Here is a 15,511-nt window from a genome sequence, read left to right as displayed (position 1 = left end):
AGTAAAAACAAAAAGCCCCGTCTGAACAGATCAGACGGGGCTTTTGTTTAGTTCACCGGCCAGCTATTGAGTGTTCGCGCTCACCGCCGAACGCGGCATCACCGGCTGGTTGTCATTGGAAATCGTCACTTCCACCCGGCGGTTCATCGCCCGGCCAGAGGTGCTTGAGTTATCCGCCACCGGATACTCCTTGCCGTACCCCTGGGCAACGATACGCGCCGGGTCGACGCCCATCTTCACCAGGGCCGCTCGCACGGAATCCGCACGACGTTCCGAGAGCGACTGGTTGTGCGATGCCGTACCGGTGCTGTCGGTATAACCCTCGACAATCACTTTGCGGTCGGGGTTTTCCTGGAGGTACTGCGCCAGTTTGTTGATGTTCATCAGGCCGTTTGATTTCAGTTCGGCCTTGTCCGTGGCGAACAGCACATCCCCGAAAGTCACCAGCGTCCCGCGCTCGGTCTGCCTGGCGTTGAGGCTGTCCTTCAGTCGTTTGATCTGCTGATCGCGGCCTGCCAGGCGGGCCTCGGCCCGTTGTGCCGAAGTGTTTTTCAGATTGGCTTCAGCGGTGCGCAGGGCAATGGTCTGCTTGGCCACTTCAACCCGCTGGTTGGTCAGATAGGCAAGCTGGTCAACCTTGGCTGCGTCTTGCTTGTCCCTGTAGGCCTGGTCGGCCTTGTCCAGATAATCGCTGGCTTCCTTGGTTTCCAGGGCTGCGACTTTGCTGGCCTGCGGGTCGGCTTGCAGGCCGCTGTAGTTGGTGCGGGCCTGTTCGAGGTTGGCGTTGGGCGGCGTGGAGCAGGCCGCCAGGGCGATGGTGGCAGCCAGCAGGGTTGGGATCATCAGTTGAATGCGTTTCATGATTTCGTCCTTTTAGTCGAGTGGGAATGCGTGGTGCCGCGCCGCTTACTGAACGGTGCGCTGGCTTTCCTGACGCAATTCCTGAACGCCTTTCTGCGCGTCCTTTACGGATTGTTCGGCCTTCATCGCCTGGGCCTTGCGCTCTGCAACACGAGCGTCCCACTCGGCCTGTTCGGCGAGCATCCGGGCCTGGTCATATTTTTTGTCGTGCATGGCGATTTCGGCTTGCTTGAGCTTGTCCTGGGCCGACTTCATTTCCACCGCGGCGAACTCGGTGCCGCCGGCGCTCACGGCGTCGTTGACGGCCGATTGGGTCACCGCGTACTGCTCGGTCGGCGGGTTACCAGCGCAACCGGCCAGGATCAGACTGCTGCCGAGGGCCAGCGCCGCCAGCTGGAGGCCGCGTGAATGAGTGAACGAGGATGTGCCGGTTCGGGTTTTCATGGTCTTCAACTCCATTGGGCTAACTCCTGAAAAGCATTGAATCCATCCTGGGCAGGGCGCTGAAGCCATCATTTGCGGGGTGTTTTGAAACGCTCGTCCCAGGCGTGGTTACTTGGGTTGACCCGAGGCGTTTTTTGAAAGTTCAGAGAATTTAGCCAGCTATCGAAAAAACTTTGACCGGGTCGTCAGGGCTCTAAGACGGGGATTTACATGACGCGAAGCGCTATGCCGGGCCTTTTACAGGTCCGGAGAAACGCAATTTACGAAGTGAAATACAGGCCAATGTGGGAGCGGGCTTGCTCCGGGCGGCGTTCCGACGAAGGCGTAGTGTCAGGCAACATTGATATCGGCTGACACACCGCTTTCGCGAGCAAGCCCGCTCCCACAGGGTTCTACGAAAACTCAGTGTTTCTGTTTGTCGTCCGGCACCGACATATCGTGCAGATGCCGACGCGACAGCGCCAGAAAACGCGGGGTCGGCCCGATGTCTTCGTACAGCGGGTCGCCTTCTTCGTCAGTGGCGACCACGGTCGAGCCCTTGATGTACGGGAAGCTTCTTTCCAGCTCTTCGAGTGCGGCGCCAATCAGATCGCCGAGCAGTTCTTCGGGATGCCGCTTGGGGTACATCTCGACGAGCGCGGCCAGCCGTGCGGCAGACTCCACATCCAGATGAATCGAGTAGCCGGTGTCGGTCAGGCGACCCTTGGCGTTTTCTTCCCAGTGGTGGGCAAGCTCGCGAATTTTCATATTGACCTCATGGCGCGACCGCTCGTGGCGGGCAGGGTGAGTGTCCGGCATTGGCCGGCGACAGCCGTTGTACGGCTTATCTTCAGACTAGCCTCAACGGGCAGGGTTTGAAGGCCCTTCGTCGTCTTGCTTGTAAGAACCTGTCTGGGGCGGCACTCTCTAGGTTCCAAGCCGCCCGGATTTTTTGCTGGAGACCTGCTGATGACCGATATTGATGCACGCTTGCGCGAGGACGTTCACCTGTTGGGTGAGCTGTTGGGCAACACCATTCGTGAGCAATATGGCGACGGTTTTCTCGACAAGATCGAGCAGATCCGCAAGGGCGCCAAGGCGGATCGGCGCGGCTCCATGGACGCCGAGCTCAGCGCCAGCCTCAACCAGTTGAGCGAAGACGAACTGTTGCCGGTAGCGCGGGCGTTCAACCAGTTTCTCAACCTGGCCAATATCGCCGAGCAATACCAGTTGATTCACCGTCGGGAGGAGTCTCAGCCGGCGCCGTTCGAAGCCAGGGTGTTGCCCGAATTGCTCGCTCGCCTGCGCGCCGAGGGTCATGGTGCCGACGCACTGGCCCGGCAATTGGGGCGACTGGAGATTGAACTGGTGCTGACCGCGCACCCGACCGAAGTCGCGCGCCGCACGCTGATCCAGAAGTACGACGCCATCGCCGCGCAACTGGCGGCTCAGGATCACCGTGACCTCACCAGTGCCGAGCGCGAGCAGATCAAGACCACGTTGCAGCGCCTGATCGCCGAAGCCTGGCACACCGAGGAAATCCGTCGCACGCGTCCGACACCGGTGGACGAAGCCAAGTGGGGTTTCGCGGTGATCGAGCATTCGCTGTGGCAGGCCATTCCCAATTATCTGCGCAAGGCCGACCAGGCCCTGCACGCCGCTACCGGCCTGCGCTTGCCATTGGAGGCGGCGCCGATTCGCTTTGCCTCGTGGATGGGCGGCGACCGTGACGGCAATCCCAATGTGACGGCGGCGGTGACCCGAGAGGTTTTACTCTTGGCGCGCTGGATGGCGGCTGATCTGTACCTGCGCGATGTCGATCACCTGGCGGCTGAGCTGTCGATGCAGCAGGCCAACGATGAATTGAAGGCCAGGGCGGGTGACAGCGCCGAACCTTACCGGGCAGTGCTCAAACAGCTGCGCGAACGCCTGCGCGCGACGCGCAACTGGGCGCACACCTCGTTGGCGACGCCCACGCCGGCACCGGCCGATGTGCTGCAAGACAACCGCGAACTGCTCGACCCGCTGGAGCTGTGCTACCACTCGTTGCACGAGTGCGGCATGGGCGTGATTGCCGACGGCCCCTTGCTCGACTGCCTGCGTCGGGCGGTGACCTTCGGCCTGTTCCTGGTTCGTCTGGATGTTCGCCAGGATTCGTCGCGACACACCGCTGCCATGACCGAAATCACCGACTACCTCGGCCTGGGGCGCTACGAGGGCTGGAGCGAGGAAGAACGCATCGCTTTCCTGATGCGTGAACTGAATAACCGTCGGCCGTTGCTGCCGACGTATTTCAAACCCTCCGCTGACACCGCCGAGGTGCTGGCGACCTGCCGGGAAATCGCCGCTGCACCGGGGGCGTCGCTCGGTTCCTATGTGATATCGATGGCCGGTGCCGCTTCCGATGTGCTGGCGGTGCAATTGTTGCTCAAGGAATCCGGCGTGCTGCGGCCGATGCGCGTGGTGCCGCTGTTCGAAACCCTGGCCGACCTCGACAACGCCGGCCCGGTGATCGAGAAACTGCTGCTGTTGCCCGGCTATCGCTCGCGTCTGCAAGGGCCGCAGGAAGTGATGATCGGCTATTCCGATTCGGCCAAGGACGCCGGCACCACTGCGGCGGCCTGGGCGCAGTACCGGGCGCAGGAACGACTGGTGGATATCTGCCGCGAACAACAAGTGGAACTGCTGCTGTTCCACGGTCGCGGCGGCACCGTGGGGCGTGGCGGCGGCCCGGCCCATGCGGCGATCCTGTCGCAGCCGCCGGGTTCGGTGGCAGGGCGCTTCCGCACCACTGAACAGGGTGAAATGATTCGATTCAAATTCGGCCTGCCCGACATCGCCGAGCAAAACCTCAACCTGTACCTGGCCGCCGTGCTTGAGGCGACCTTGCTGCCGCCGCCGCCACCAACGCCTGAGTGGCGCCATTTGATGGACGAACTGGCCGCAGACGGTGTCAGCGCCTACCGCGCCGTGGTGCGGGAAAATCCGCAGTTCGTGGAGTATTTCCGCCAGTCCACACCGGAGCAGGAACTCGGTCGATTGCCCCTGGGCAGTCGTCCGGCCAAGCGCCGGGCCGGGGGGATCGAGAGCCTGCGGGCGATTCCGTGGATCTTCGGCTGGACCCAGACGCGCCTGATGTTGCCGGCCTGGCTGGGTTGGGAAGCCGCCCTGAGCAAGGCACTGGAGCGTGGTGAAGGTGAACTGCTGGGGCAGATGCGTGAGCAATGGCCGTTCTTCCGCACCCGCATCGATATGCTGGAGATGGTCCTGGCCAAGGCGGATGCCGACATTGCCCAGTCCTATGACGAGCGTCTGGTGGAGCCGAATCTGTTGCCATTGGGTGCGCACTTACGCGACCTATTGTCGCAGGCGTGCTCCATCGTCCTCGGCCTGACCGGGCAGTCGCAGCTGCTGGCACATAGCCCAGCGACCCTTGAATTCATCCGCTTGCGCAACACCTACCTCGACCCGCTTCATCTATTGCAGGCCGAGTTGCTGGCCCGTTCACGATTGCAGGATGTAGCGCAGGGCAGCCCTGTAGAACAGGCCCTGCTGGTGTCTGTCGCGGGGATTGCCGCCGGTTTGCGCAACACCGGCTAAGGTTTTTGCCTTGGGGGCAGGCATCCGGCAGGTGAGGCGGATGCCGCCGCAGGACGGGTTGAAAAGTGCTGTCAGGCGACAGTTAATGTTGGGGTTGCGACTTGGGGAACCGTGCGCAATGGTCGCAGGAGGCAGCGGTTTCTCCGACTTTTGGCGTCTTGTGTGGGCGCAGCCTGCTGTGTATCTTGATCAGCCTTTGGCCGTTTGGGCGGCCACGACCCTTTTTTGAGATTGGCCCCACGAGGCGAATCTGACGTTATCCATATAAAAAATTGAGGAGCACATCGATGCGCGTCATTCTGCTGGGAGCTCCCGGGGCCGGTAAAGGTACTCAGGCTAAGTTCATCACCGAAAAATTCGGCATTCCGCAAATCTCCACCGGCGACATGCTGCGTGCAGCGGTCAAGGCCGGCACCGAGCTGGGCATCAAGGCCAAGAGCATCATGGATGCCGGTGGCCTGGTGTCCGATGACCTGATCATTGCACTGGTCAAGGACCGCATCGCCCAGCCCGACTGCGCCAACGGTTTCCTGTTCGACGGCTTCCCGCGCACCATTCCCCAGGCTGAAGCCCTGGTGACTGCCGGCGTCGAGCTGGACGCAGTGGTTGAAATCGCCGTCGAAGACGAAGAAATCGTCCAGCGTATCGCCGGTCGTCGTGTTCACGAGGCCAGCGGCCGCGTGTACCACATCGTCTACAACCCGCCGAAAATCGCCGGCAAGGACGACATCACCGGTGAAGAGCTGGTACAGCGCAAGGACGACACCGAAGAAACCGTGCGTCATCGCCTGTCGGTCTACCACTCCCAGACCAAGCCGCTGGTGGAGTTCTACCAGACGCTGTCGGCTGCCAATGGCAAGCCGAAGTACAGCCATATCGAAGGCGTCGGTTCGGTTGAAGCGATCACCGCCAAGGTGCTTGCAGCCCTGAGCTGAAAAGTCTGAATCGCTTCATCTTCTACGGCCCGCTTGCGGGCCGTAGTTGTTTATACTGACGCACTTTTTTCTGATCTCTCTTGTGGATACATCGATGAGCACCTTGCTGGCCCTGGACACCGCGACTGAAGCTTGCTCCGTTGCCTTGCTGCATGACGGCAAGGTCACGAGCCATTACGAGGTGATCCCGCGCCTGCACGCGCAGAAGCTGTTGCCGATGATCAAGCAATTGCTGGCCGATGCTGGCACCACCCTGCAAGCGGTCGATGCCATTGCGTTCGGCCGTGGCCCGGGAGCCTTCACCGGTGTGCGCATTGCTATCGGTGTGGTGCAAGGCCTGGCGTTTGCCCTGGATCGCCCGGTGCTGCCGGTGTCGAACCTGGCCGTGCTGGCGCAACGTGCCTTGCGCGAACACGGCGCCACTCAGGTCGCCGCTGCCATCGATGCGCGCATGGATGAAGTGTATTGGGGTTGCTACCGCGAAACGGCCGGGGAGATGCGTCTTGTTGGCGCTGAAGCGGTACTGCCGCCGGAGTCCGCGGCATTGCCGGCCGATGCCGGCGGCGAGTGGTTCGGCGCCGGCACTGGTTGGGGGTATGGCGAACGCATCGCGGTCAACCTGAGCGGCCAGGACGCGGCCATGTTGCCCCATGCCGAAGACCTGCTGACCCTGGCGCGATTTGCCTGGGCGCGTGGCGAGGCGATCGTGGCCGACGAGGCACAGCCGGTTTATCTGCGGGACAAAGTGGCGACGCCTAAAGCGCGTTGATTCACGCAGTACCTGTGGGAGAGGGCTTGCTCGCGAAGGCGGTATGACATTCGACATTTCTGTTGCCTGACACACCGTCTTCGCGAGCAAGCCCGCTCCCACAGGGTTGGTGTTCTGCTCTAATTCTGCCAATCGTCATTTTCTAACCCCAGCTTTTAAACCTTTTGCCTTTTATGTGTTCTAGTTATCACTCGGCGGTTTGCGAAGTGGGTTTTGCGCCACTAAACTGCCATCACTGATTCCGAGTATGCACGTATGCGTATCGACGGCGTTTCCTCTCAGTCCTACCCCATCAAGCGCAAGCCACGCAAAGGCCGTGTGGTGGAAGACGACGCCATTGATATCGAAGGCGAGCTGGAATTCCCGACTGAAGAGCAGTTGGCTGCCCGCGCCGCCAAAGCCTCTGCGCAAAAACTGAGCAATCTTCCCGCCCGTCAGCAAGACATGATTTACCACCGTGCCATGAGCAAGAGCGTGGCGACGGCGCTGGCCAGCTACCTGAGTACCGCCGGTTTCGTCGATTGGGATACGGATGTGCTGGGTCTCGACCTGTACATCTGATGTTGCTGCCGTATTACCTCGGTTGCCCGTCCTGGAGCGAGAACGCCTGGCGCGATTACCTGTATCCGCCGCACGCCAGGCCCGGCGAGTTTCTTGATCTCTATTGCCAGGTATTCAATGCCGTAGAAGGCAACACGACCTTCTATGCCAGCCCGGCTGCCAGCACTGTGCAGCGTTGGGCCGAAACCATGCCGCAGCACTTTCGCTTTACCGCCAAGTTTCCCGGCGAGATCAGCCACGGTGGCGATCTGCGCGAACAGCTGACAGCCGCCGAAACCTTCCTGCAATTGCTCAGTCCGCTGGGTGATCGGGTGTCGCCATTGTGGTTGCAGCTGTCGAAAAACTTCACGCCCCAACGCTTGCCCGAGCTGGCCGGATTTATCGATGCCCTGCAGCGCCCGCTGGCCGTTGAGGTGCGCCATGGCGATTTCTTCGCCAAGGGTGACAGTGAGCGGATGCTCAATCGTCTGCTGCTGGATCGCGGTGTTGAACGTATTTGTCTTGATCCCCGAGCGTTGTTCAGTTGCACATCGACCGAGCCGTCAGTGCTTCACGCTCAAGCGAAGAAGCCCCGGGTGCCTCCGCGTCCGGCGGCGTTCACGCAGTGTCCGCAGGTGCGTTTTATCGGCCATCCGGTGCTTGAGGCCAACGATCCGTTCCTGGAGCCTTGGGTCGAGAAAATCGCGCTGTGGATCGAAGAAGGGCGCACGCCGTATATCTTCCTGCACACCGCCGACAACCTGCTGGCCGCGAAACTGGCGCGGCGTTTTCACGCTAGGCTGATGGGGCGTCTGCCTGGCTTGCCGGCGCTGCCTGAGCTATACAGAGAACCCGCCGCCGAGCAACTTGGCCTGCTCTGAGGCGGATTCTTTCCCCCTCTTCAGGAGCCTGCCCCATGGATGCGCAAACCCTTCGAGCCCAGGCGTTCAAAGCCCTTCACGAACGCTCCGGCGCTTTTGTGATTCCCAATCCGTGGGATGCGGGTTCAGCGAAGATGCTCGCCAGCCTCGGCTTCGAGGCGCTGGCGACCACCAGTGCCGGTTATGCCTTTTCCCAGGGCCGTGCCGATGGCGGCTTGAGCCTCGACGATACCCTGATGAACGTTCAGGCGATTGTCGCCGCCACTGACCTGCCGGTTGCCGTGGACCTGGAAAACGGCTTTGCCGACAACCCGGCCGACTGCGCGAAAAGCATCTTGCGCGCGGCAGAGGCCGGAGCCGTCGGGGGTTCGATTGAAGACGCCACCGGCCGCGAAGAAGGCCCGATCTACTGTTTCGACCACGCCGTGGCGCGCATCGAGGCCTCTGTGGCTGCCGCTCGCAGTTTGCCGTTCCCCTTCACATTGACCGCCCGGGCCGAAAACTTCCTGCATGGCAATCCTGATCTGGCCGACACCATCCGCCGCTTGCAGGCGTTCGCCGAGGCTGGTGCCGATGTGCTTTACGCACCTGGTTTGCGCAGCGCCGAGGATGTGCTGGCGGTGGTGCGCGCGGTGGCGCCCAAGCCAGTGAATGTGTTGATGTCGGGCGGCTTGAAGCTGACGGTCACGCAGTTGGCTGAAATGGGCGTCAAACGCATCAGCGTCGGTTCGGCGCTGGCGTTGGCGGCCTATGGTGAATTCTTCCGCGCCGCCGAAGAAATCCAGACATCAGGCACGTTCGGCTTCACTTCGCGGTCGATGCCGTACCAGAAGGCCAATCAGTTCTTCAAAGGCTGAGGGTCAGGCGGCGATGCGCAGGTTTTGCAGGATGATCGGGCGCGCCCAACCATTGTCGAAATCCAGTTGTTTCTGCTGTTCGATCCGTTCTTCCGGGGAGAACGGCGGGAACGGCTTGTCGAGCAGATCGAGTTCGAATTCGGCAATCGGCAGGTGCAGCGGGCGTGGTTGCGGGGCAGGGCCGGCTTCCGGCAGTGGCTGACCGGCGTTGAGCACGAGCGGGCGAACCCAGCCGCTTTCGAAGTCCTGTTGTTTTTGCTGGGCGACGATTTCATCCGCCGGGAACGGTGGGAATGGCTTGTCGGCCAGGTCCATTTCGAATTCGGCAATCGGCAGGAACAGAGGCTCTGGCGGGCGGACCTCGGTCTCTTTGACGTCGCACTCACGCTGGGAAACGATGTGTTCCAGCAGATCGCTGCCAACGGTCGGCTCGACCGGGCTTTCGAGATCGACCGGCGGGAAATTCAGTGATTCAGGCAGCACATCACCCGACTGATCGGCCACCGCACGGGCAAAGAAATCCTGCCAGATGTGACTGACACCGCTCAGTGCCTGGGTATTTCGCAGGTTGTAATTGCCGTAGGGCGATATAAAACCTGTGATTGTGGGTTGAATGTCTGACATTTCTCTCGGTCGACGCTCAGCTCTGGCAAAATGCTCGATAGTTTTGTTATCGGCAGTTTTTGCCGATCATTAATTTTTTGAGCGTGTTTTCCGATGATTGATCAACCCGCGGCCTGCCGCATCCATGTCCAGGCGCTGGACGCGGCTTTCGAGTCACAAGCCGAGCAATGGGCCGAGCGCCTGGGCTTGCCGATGCAAGTGGCGGACGGCGAATTTGCCTTGCAGGTGGGCGACCAGGGTTTGCAGTTGCAACAGCTGGGGCCGGACGCGCCGGGGCCGGTGCGGGTGGATTTCGTCGAGGGCGGTGCGGCCCATCGCCGGTTGTACGGCGGCGGCAGCGGGCAGATGATTGCCAAGGCTGTAGGTGTCGCCCAGGGCGTGCGCCCGCGGGTACTGGATGCCACGGCAGGGCTGGGCAAGGACGCGTTCGTGCTGGCCAGCCTCGGTTGCGAGATGAGCCTGATCGAGCGTCAGCCGCTGATCGGCGCCTTGCTGGAGGATGGCCTGGCCCGTGGCGCGGAAGACTTCGACGTGGCGCCGATCGTGGCGCGCATGCGGCTGCTCAAGGGCAACTCGATCGAGGTGATGCGCAATTGGGAGGGTGAACCGCCACAGGTGATCTACCTGGACCCGATGTTCCCGCACCGTGAGAAAACCGCGCTGGTGAAGAAGGAAATGCGCCTGTTCCGGCCACTGGTGGGCGATGACCCGGATGCGCCGGCCTTGCTCGAAGCGGCGTTGGCCCTGGCCAGCCATCGGGTGGTGGTCAAGCGCCCGCGCAAGGCGCCGTGCATCGACGGGCCGAAGCCGAGCCATGCGCTGGATGGCAAGTCCAGTCGGTATGACATCTATCCGAAGAAGGCGCTCAAGCCTTAAGACCGAGTCACCTGCTTCGCGAGCAAGCCCGCTCCCACATTTGACCGCATACTGTCTGACGGAACCGGGTCACCTGTGGGAGCGGGCTTGCTCGCGAATACGCCCGCCCAATCGCCACAAGTTCATCAGGCTCACTCCGGCCGATAAGCCCGCATAAACAACCCCACCACTTCCCGCACATGGCTCTCCGCCTCCTCACCGACCGGCGGCTCGCCGCAGCCATACAGCAAGCGGAAATTCCCGGCGCCCTTGAGCAGGCAGAAGAAGTGCTCGGCGGCGTTGTGTGGCTTGTCGATGCTCAGCACGCCACTCTCGTCGATCCGGCTCAACAGGCGTTCCATGCCATGCAGCATGCGCTCCGGGCCCGCCTCAAAGAAGATTTGCGCGAGTTTCGGGTCCTGGCTGCCCAAGGTCATCATCAGTCGGTGCAGGTTCACTGATTCGTCACTGTTGATCAGCGAATGAAAACCGCGCGCGATGTTCAGCAGCACGGTCTCCACCGCCACGCCTTCAGGCAACTCGAAGAACAGCGGGGGCAATTGCTCCTCGCACTTGGCCACCACGGCGGCGGAGAACAATGTCTCCTTGTCGTTGAAGTGGCTGTAGACCGTCAGCTTCGACACTCCGGCCTCGGCTGCGACGGCATCCATGCTGGTATTGGCATAACCCTTACTCAGAAACAGCACTTTCGCCGCATCGAGAATCGCCTGGCGCTTGACCAGATCCTTGGGTCTGCCTGGGCCATTGGGTGCTGAAAGATTGTTTGGCATATTCGCTTTTATTACTGGACTGGTGAGTTTGCTATTAATAACATACTGCTCAGTATAATTATTCAAAGCACCATTAGCGAAAGGTCCTTCACCATGTTCCGCTATGCCTTGCCCCTCGCGTTGCCAGTCACCCTGGCTTTTTTACTGTCTGCGTGTGGCTCCGACGAAGTGCCGCCAGTCAGCGTGCGCCCGGCCATGGTGGTTCAGCCAGAGCCTTCGGCACAGGCCATGGAAAGTTATCCAGGTGAAGTCCGCGCACGTTATGAGCCGGACCTGGCGTTCCGCATCGGCGGCAAAGTCAGCCGACGACTGGTCGAGGAAGGGCAGCGGGTCAAGGCCGATCAACCCTTGGCGGAGCTCGATCCTCAGGACGTGCGCCTGCAACTGGAGGCCACCCGGGCCCAGGTCGCTGCAGCTGAAGCCAATCTGAGCATGGTGCGTGCCGAGCGTGATCGCTACAAAACCCTGATGGAGCGTCAGCTGGTCAGCCGTTCGCAGTACGACAATCACGAAAACCTCTACCGCTCCGGCGAGGCGCGCCTCAAGCAAATCAAGGCCGAATTCAACGTTTCCAATAACCAGGCCAGCTACGCCGTGCTGCGTGCGCCGCAGGACGGCGTCGTGGCCAAGCGTCTGGTGGAAGTCGGGCAAGTCGTGGCCGCAGGGCAAACGGTGTTCACACTGGCGACCGATGGCGAGCGTGAAGTCTTGATCAGCCTGCCGGAACAGAACTTCGGCCGCTTCAAGGTCGGTGAAGCGGTGGCGGTGGAGCTCTGGACCCAGCCCGGCCAGCGTTTCGAAGGGCGCATCCGTGAGCTGTCGCCAGCGGCTGATCCAAAGTCACGCACCTTCGCGGCGCGCATCGCCTTCACCTCCGGCAAGGTGCCGGTGGAGTTGGGCCAGAGCGCCCGGGTGTTCGTGCAGGCCGCCGACGTGGTGCCTCTGTCCGTTCCACTGTCGGCGTTGACCGCAGAAAACGGCGTGACCTATGTCTGGGTCGTCAGCGCCAACAACACCTTGAAGAAAACCCCGGTGCGAGTGGGTGCCTTCGGTGAGAAAACCGTACCGGTGCTCGAGGGGCTCAACGCCAGCGACTGGGTCGTGGCCGCCGGTGTCCATGTGCTTCTCGAAGGGCAGCAGGTGCGTCCGGTGGATCGCTCCAATCGCGTGGTCAATCTGGCGAACAAGGAGTAAGCCCCGATGCGCTTCAACGTTTCCGAATGGGCGCTGCGTAATCGCCAGATCGTACTGTTCCTGATGCTGTTGCTGGCCATCGTCGGCGCACTTTCCTACACCAAGCTCGGCCAGAGTGAAGACCCGCCGTTCACCTTCAAGGCCATGGTGATTCGCACCAACTGGCCGGGCGCGACCGCCGAGGAAGTCTCGCGCCAGGTCACCGAACGCATCGAAAAAAAGCTGATGGAAACCGGCGAGTACGAGCGCATTGTTTCGTTCTCGCGGCCCGGGGAATCCCAGGTCACCTTCATTGCGCGTGATTCCATGCACTCGGCAGAGATCCCGGAGCTCTGGTATCAGGTGCGCAAGAAAATCAGCGACATCCGTCATACCCTGCCGCCGGGGATTCAGGGGCCGTTCTTCAACGATGAATTCGGTACTACGTTCGGCAACATCTACGCCTTGACCGGCGAGGGTTTCGACTACGCCGTGCTCAAGGATTACGCCGACCGCATCCAGATCCAGCTGCAACGGGTCAAGGATGTGGGCAAGGTCGAACTGCTGGGGTTGCAGGACGAGAAAATCTGGATCGAACTCTCCAACGTCAAGCTTGCCACCCTTGGCTTGCCGCTGGCGGCTGTCCAGCAAGCCCTTGAAGAGCAGAACGCGGTGTCCACGGCAGGTTTCTTCGAAACCAGCAGCGAGCGCTTGCAACTACGGGTGACGGGGAATTTTCAGACGGTCGACGAGATCAAGAACTTCCCGATCCGCGTAAGTGATCGCACCTTCCGTATCTCCGATGTGGCCGATGTACGGCGTGGTTTCAATGATCCGCCGGCGCCGCGCATGCGCTTCATGGCGCAAGACGCCATCGGCCTGGCGGTGGCGATGAAAGACGGCGGTGACATCCTGGTATTGGGCAAGGCACTGGAAGTCGAATTCGCCCGCATCCAGAAAAACCTCCCGGCCGGTATGGAGCTGCGCAAGGTCTCCGACCAGCCGGCGGCGGTGAAAACCGGGGTTGGCGAGTTCGTGCAAGTGCTGGTCGAGGCGCTGGCCATCGTGTTGCTGGTAAGTTTCTTCTCCCTCGGCGTGCGCACCGGCATGGTGGTGGCCCTGGCGATTCCGCTGGTGCTGGCGATGACGTTTGCCAGCATGTATTACCTGGGCATCGGCCTGCACAAGATTTCTCTCGGTGCATTGGTACTGGCGCTGGGCTTGCTGGTGGACGACGCGATCATTGCCGTAGAAATGATGGCGATCAAAATGGAGCAGGGTTTCGACCGGGTCAAAGCCGCGAGTTACGCCTGGACCAGCACAGCGTTCCCGATGCTCACCGGTACGCTGATCACCGCGGCCGGCTTCCTGCCGATTGCCACGGCGCAATCGGGCACTGGCGAATACACCCGTTCGATCTTCGAGGTGGTCACCATCGCGCTGTTGGCGTCCTGGGTGGCCGCTGTGGTTTTCGTACCCTATCTCGGGGAAAAACTCCTGCCGGACCTGGCGAAGATTCACGCCGCCAAGCACGGTGCCGGCCAACCCGATCCCTATGGCACGCCGTTCTATCAGCGCGTCCGGCGTTTGGTGGAATGGTGTGTGCGCTGGCGCAAAACCGTGATCGCCGCGACTGTGCTGTTGTTCATCGCCTCCATTGTGCTGTTCAAGTATGTACCGCAGCAGTTCTTCCCGGCATCGGGTCGCTTGGAGTTGATGGTCGACCTGAAACTGGCCGAAGGTGCTTCGCTGAGCAACACCGCCGACGAGGTCAAACGCCTTGAAGCGCTGCTCAAGGACAAGGCGGGGATCGACAATTACGTGGCGTACGTCGGCACCGGTTCACCGCGCTTTTACCTGCCGCTGGATCAGCAACTGCCGGCGGCGAGCTTCGCCCAGTTTGTCGTCCTGGCGAAAACCATCGAAGAACGGGAAGCCCTGCGCACCTGGTTGATCTCAACCCTCAACGAGCAATTCCCCGCTCTGCGCTCGCGGGTCACGCGTCTGGAAAACGGTCCGCCGGTTGGCTACCCGGTACAGTTCCGCGTGACCGGGGAACACATCGAGGAGGTGCGGGCGCTGGCGCGCAAAGTCGCGGCCAAGGTTCGCGAGAACCCGCATGTGGTCAACGTCCACCTGGATTGGGAAGAACCGAGCAAGGTGGTGTACCTGAACATCGATCAGGACCGCGCGCGGGCGCTGGGTGTGAGCACGGCGAACCTGTCGAAGTTCCTGCAAAGCTCCCTCACCGGCTCCAGCGTCAGCCAGTACCGTGAAGACAACGAGTTGATCGAGATCCTGTTGCGCGGCACCGTGCATGAACGCACCGAGCTGTCATTGCTGCCGAGCCTGGCGGTGCCGACCGATAACGGTCGCAGCGTCGCGCTGTCGCAGATCGCGACCCTGGAGTACGGCTTCGAAGAGGGCATCATCTGGCACCGCAACCGCCTGCCTAACGTAACGGTTCGCGCCGACATCTATGACAAGCAGCAACCGGCGACACTGGTGCAGCAAATCATGCCGACCCTCGATCCGATCCGCGCCGAACTGCCTGACGGCTATTTGCTGGATGTTGGCGGCACCGTTGAAGATTCGGCGCGTGGACAGAACTCGGTGAAGGCCGGCGTGCCGTTGTTCATCGTGGTGGTGTTGACCTTGCTGATGCTGCAATTGCGCAGTTTCTCGCGCACGGCGATGGTGTTTCTGACGGCGCCGCTGGGGTTGATTGGGGTGACGCTGTTTCTGTTGGTGTTCCGCCAGCCGTTCGGTTTCGTGGCGATGCTGGGGACTATCGCCTTGTCGGGGATGATCATGCGTAACTCGGTGATTCTGGTGGATCAGATCGAGCAGGATATTGCTGCCGGGTTGAAGCCTTGGCAGGCGATCATCGAGGCGACGGTGCGGCGGTTCCGGCCGATTGTGTTGACGGCACTTGCTGCTGTTTTGGCGATGATTCCGTTGTCGCGTAGTGTGTTCTTTGGGCCGATGGCGGTGGCGATCATGGGGGGGTTGATCGTTGCTACGGCGTTGACGCTTTTGTTTTTGCCAGCGCTTTATGCGGCCTGGTTTCGAGTTCGCAAAGAACCCGTTTGACCTTGGCGGCCTTCGGGCCGACCAGGTTCCTGGTTGATTGAGTACATATCCGTTTCTGCGGTAACGGCGACTTATGGTTTCGCCCTTACGGCGAGTCCCTTTGGCAAAC

General features: G+C 61.2%; 14 protein-coding genes. 9 read left to right on the top strand and 5 right to left on the bottom strand.

All coding sequences use genetic code 11. The features are described 5' to 3' along the window. Nucleotides 1–63 precede the first annotated feature (63 nt). The 3 genes from PMI26_RS14435 to PMI26_RS14445 form a co-directional block, all read right to left on the bottom strand. Nucleotides 64–861, bottom strand: coding sequence for an OmpA family protein (locus tag PMI26_RS14435; RefSeq protein WP_007975024.1), 798 nt, complete (start codon nt 859–861; stop codon nt 64–66). Nucleotides 862–906: 45 nt separating this feature from the next. Then, entirely contained in the window at nt 907–1,320 is a 414-nt protein-coding gene (locus PMI26_RS14440; protein WP_007975021.1) for a DUF4398 domain-containing protein, read from the bottom strand. A 387-nt stretch (nt 1,321–1,707) separates the two neighbouring features. After that, nucleotides 1,708–2,052, bottom strand: a complete 345-nt coding sequence (locus tag PMI26_RS14445; RefSeq protein ID WP_007975019.1) for a hypothetical protein — start codon at nt 2,050–2,052, stop codon at nt 1,708–1,710. Nucleotides 2,053–2,253: 201 nt separating this feature from the next. Here PMI26_RS14445 and ppc point away from each other — a divergent pair, with 201 nt between their 5' ends. The 6 genes from ppc to PMI26_RS14475 all read left to right on the top strand — a co-directional run bounded on the left by ppc (nt 2,254) and on the right by PMI26_RS14475 (nt 8,866). After that, nucleotides 2,254–4,884 carry a phosphoenolpyruvate carboxylase gene (ppc, locus tag PMI26_RS14450; protein ID WP_007975017.1) on the top strand — a complete coding sequence of 877 codons (2,631 nt, stop codon included), beginning with the start codon at nt 2,254–2,256 and terminating at the stop codon, nt 4,882–4,884. 287 nt (nt 4,885–5,171) lie between these two features. Further along, a complete protein-coding gene (gene adk / locus PMI26_RS14455; protein WP_007975015.1) occupies nt 5,172–5,819 on the top strand; it encodes an adenylate kinase in 648 nt (215 codons plus the stop codon). Nucleotides 5,820–5,913: 94 nt separating this feature from the next. Next, nucleotides 5,914–6,588 (top strand): tRNA (adenosine(37)-N6)-threonylcarbamoyltransferase complex dimerization subunit type 1 TsaB, encoded by a 675-nt coding sequence (tsaB, locus tag PMI26_RS14460; protein WP_007975013.1) that lies wholly within the window; start codon nt 5,914–5,916, stop codon nt 6,586–6,588. Between the two features lie 255 nt (nt 6,589–6,843). Then, nucleotides 6,844–7,149: a hypothetical protein gene (locus PMI26_RS14465; protein WP_007975011.1), complete on the top strand. Its 306-nt coding sequence runs from the start codon at nt 6,844–6,846 to the stop codon at nt 7,147–7,149. Next, on the top strand, nt 7,149–8,009 hold the full coding sequence (locus PMI26_RS14470; protein ID WP_007975009.1) for a DUF72 domain-containing protein: 861 nt from the start codon (nt 7,149–7,151) through the stop codon (nt 8,007–8,009). The genes PMI26_RS14465 and PMI26_RS14470 overlap by 1 nt, the downstream gene beginning before the upstream one ends. Before the next feature lie 35 nt (nt 8,010–8,044). Then, nucleotides 8,045–8,866: an isocitrate lyase/PEP mutase family protein gene (locus PMI26_RS14475; protein ID WP_007975007.1), complete on the top strand. Its 822-nt coding sequence runs from the start codon at nt 8,045–8,047 to the stop codon at nt 8,864–8,866. 3 nt (nt 8,867–8,869) lie between these two features. Here PMI26_RS14475 and PMI26_RS14480 read toward each other — a convergent pair whose 3' ends face one another. Next, entirely contained in the window at nt 8,870–9,490 is a 621-nt protein-coding gene (locus PMI26_RS14480) for a hypothetical protein (RefSeq protein WP_007975004.1), read from the bottom strand. A gap of 93 nt (nt 9,491–9,583) precedes the next feature. Between PMI26_RS14480 and PMI26_RS14485 the strand changes: the two genes are divergently transcribed. Next, on the top strand, nt 9,584–10,366 hold the full coding sequence (locus tag PMI26_RS14485; protein ID WP_007975001.1) for a class I SAM-dependent methyltransferase: 783 nt from the start codon (nt 9,584–9,586) through the stop codon (nt 10,364–10,366). A 131-nt stretch (nt 10,367–10,497) separates the two neighbouring features. On the opposite strand, the gene PMI26_RS14490 is transcribed toward PMI26_RS14485, so the two are convergent. Next, a complete protein-coding gene (locus PMI26_RS14490) occupies nt 10,498–11,136 on the bottom strand; it encodes a TetR/AcrR family transcriptional regulator (RefSeq protein ID WP_007975000.1) in 639 nt (212 codons plus the stop codon). A 93-nt stretch (nt 11,137–11,229) separates the two neighbouring features. Between PMI26_RS14490 and PMI26_RS14495 the strand changes: the two genes are divergently transcribed. Next, the gene (locus PMI26_RS14495) at nt 11,230–12,330 is read left to right on the top strand and encodes an efflux RND transporter periplasmic adaptor subunit (protein ID WP_007974997.1); all 1,101 of its coding nucleotides are present in this window, start codon (nt 11,230–11,232) and stop codon (nt 12,328–12,330) included. A gap of 6 nt (nt 12,331–12,336) precedes the next feature. Beyond that, the gene (locus PMI26_RS14500; protein ID WP_007974995.1) at nt 12,337–15,402 is read left to right on the top strand and encodes an efflux RND transporter permease subunit; all 3,066 of its coding nucleotides are present in this window, start codon (nt 12,337–12,339) and stop codon (nt 15,400–15,402) included. The last annotated feature ends 109 nt before the right edge of the window (nt 15,403–15,511 follow it).

It is taken from the genome of Pseudomonas sp. GM33, from assembly GCF_000282295.1.
In the GTDB taxonomy this organism is placed as follows: domain Bacteria; phylum Pseudomonadota; class Gammaproteobacteria; order Pseudomonadales; family Pseudomonadaceae; genus Aquipseudomonas; species Aquipseudomonas laurylsulfatiphila.
The sequence above is the reverse complement of the archived record's forward strand: the minus strand, read 5'-3'. Positions and strand labels throughout refer to the sequence as shown.

Coding starts and splice junctions, on each gene's coding strand:
- PMI26_RS14435 (WP_007975024.1), bottom strand. CDS start 861: ATGAAACGCATTCAACTGATGATCCCAACCCTGCTGGCTGCCACCATC.
- PMI26_RS14440 (WP_007975021.1), bottom strand. CDS start 1,320: ATGGAGTTGAAGACCATGAAAACCCGAACCGGCACATCCTCGTTCACT.
- PMI26_RS14445 (WP_007975019.1), bottom strand. CDS start 2,052: ATGAAAATTCGCGAGCTTGCCCACCACTGGGAAGAAAACGCCAAGGGT.
- ppc (WP_007975017.1), top strand. CDS start 2,254: ATGACCGATATTGATGCACGCTTGCGCGAGGACGTTCACCTGTTGGGT.
- adk (WP_007975015.1), top strand. CDS start 5,172: ATGCGCGTCATTCTGCTGGGAGCTCCCGGGGCCGGTAAAGGTACTCAG.
- tsaB (WP_007975013.1), top strand. CDS start 5,914: ATGAGCACCTTGCTGGCCCTGGACACCGCGACTGAAGCTTGCTCCGTT.
- PMI26_RS14465 (WP_007975011.1), top strand. CDS start 6,844: ATGCGTATCGACGGCGTTTCCTCTCAGTCCTACCCCATCAAGCGCAAG.
- PMI26_RS14470 (WP_007975009.1), top strand. CDS start 7,149: ATGTTGCTGCCGTATTACCTCGGTTGCCCGTCCTGGAGCGAGAACGCC.
- PMI26_RS14475 (WP_007975007.1), top strand. CDS start 8,045: ATGGATGCGCAAACCCTTCGAGCCCAGGCGTTCAAAGCCCTTCACGAA.
- PMI26_RS14480 (WP_007975004.1), bottom strand. CDS start 9,490: ATGTCAGACATTCAACCCACAATCACAGGTTTTATATCGCCCTACGGC.
- PMI26_RS14485 (WP_007975001.1), top strand. CDS start 9,584: ATGATTGATCAACCCGCGGCCTGCCGCATCCATGTCCAGGCGCTGGAC.
- PMI26_RS14490 (WP_007975000.1), bottom strand. CDS start 11,136: ATGCCAAACAATCTTTCAGCACCCAATGGCCCAGGCAGACCCAAGGAT.
- PMI26_RS14495 (WP_007974997.1), top strand. CDS start 11,230: ATGTTCCGCTATGCCTTGCCCCTCGCGTTGCCAGTCACCCTGGCTTTT.
- PMI26_RS14500 (WP_007974995.1), top strand. CDS start 12,337: ATGCGCTTCAACGTTTCCGAATGGGCGCTGCGTAATCGCCAGATCGTA.